Origin of the sequence: Streptosporangium sp. NPDC051023 (genome assembly GCF_040689595.1) — a bacterium.
GTDB lineage: Bacteria > Actinomycetota > Actinomycetes > Streptosporangiales > Streptosporangiaceae > Streptosporangium.
Genome location: NZ_JBFBCE010000205.1, coordinates 1,554 through 2,709, shown reverse-complemented (window position 1 = coordinate 2,709; position 1,156 = coordinate 1,554). Strand labels below are relative to the sequence as shown.

Sequence of the window (1,156 nt, the reverse complement as noted above, 5' to 3'; positions counted from 1 at the left end):
CCTGGAGTAGGTGCGGGTCGAATGGCATCGGTTATCTTTCTGCAACAAAGAACACATCCGGTGCCGCTCTCACATCCGCGCCTTCTCCCGGCCCGGTGAGCTGGTCAGGTCTGGTGCTGGCACGGGTCGAAGCCTCGTCGGTTATCCGCTGATAACGGGGTGGTCGCGAGTTCGAGTCTCGCCGCGGACTTCGGTCCGTGTAGCTCAGTTGGCAGAGCACCTAAAAGGCCGGTGGGCGTCCCCATATCCGCGCCAGCTCCAGACCTGATCGCTCGTCAGTCCTGTCGGTGGTGCGGGTCGAATCTGGTCGGTTATCACTCATGGTGAACGCAGGTTCGAATCCTGTCAGGTCGGTTCGCCTGGCCTGACGCCCAACTGGTAGGGCAACCCGGTCGGAGTCTCCATATCCGCACCATCGGCAGGGCTGACGAGCAGGGGAGCGGGTCGAAGTTAGTCGGTTATCGGGAACAGAAGGTCGCAGGTTCGAATCCTGTCGCCCGCCCTACATGGAGGGCGTAGCTCAGCGGTAGAGCGTCTGTTTAAACTCGGCGAACATCACCACATCCGCTCCCCTTTCGCATATCCGCCCCCAGGCGGGTCGAACAGAAGGAGAGCACCGATGGCCCGTGACCCCCTCGCTGGGATCTCCGCGATCGCAACCCCGCAGACCCAGCGCATCCCTGGCCGCACCGACCAGGTGAAGAACAACGCTGGCGGCTACGTCTGGGCCAAGGACGTCTGGACGCGCCTGGAGGACTTCGTCATCCTCGGCACCACAGGCGGTACCTACTACGTGGGCGAGAACCAGTTGACCGCGGAGAACGCCGATGTGCTGTTCGCCGCGATCGCCGAGGACGGGCCCCGCGTCGTCGACCTCATCCACGCCATCTCCACCGCCCGGCCGCCGCGCGCACCCAAGCCCCGCCCGGCCATCTTCGCGTTGGCTGCGGCGTTCGCCCGCGGCGACCTCGGCACCCGCCGGGCGGTCAAAGCTGCTTTCCCGCAGGTTGTCCGCACCACCGACCATCTGGCGATGTTCGTTGGCTACCTGAAGAACCTCGGCGGCAAGCCGTCCCGCAACGGCACGAGCCTGGTCGTCGGCCGCGCGCTGCGCACCACCCTGGCCTCGTGGTTCCTGCGGGACGAGCCGGACGCG

1 protein-coding gene is annotated in these 1,156 nt (G+C 65.7%); it reads left to right on the top strand.

Annotation, left to right across the window (positions count from 1 at the left end; genetic code table 11):
* Window positions 1-619: 619 nt before the first annotated feature.
* Window positions 620-1,156, top strand: a 537-nt coding sequence (locus tag AB0395_RS48035) for a hypothetical protein (protein ID WP_366295037.1), incomplete at its 3' end; no start/stop codon positions are given.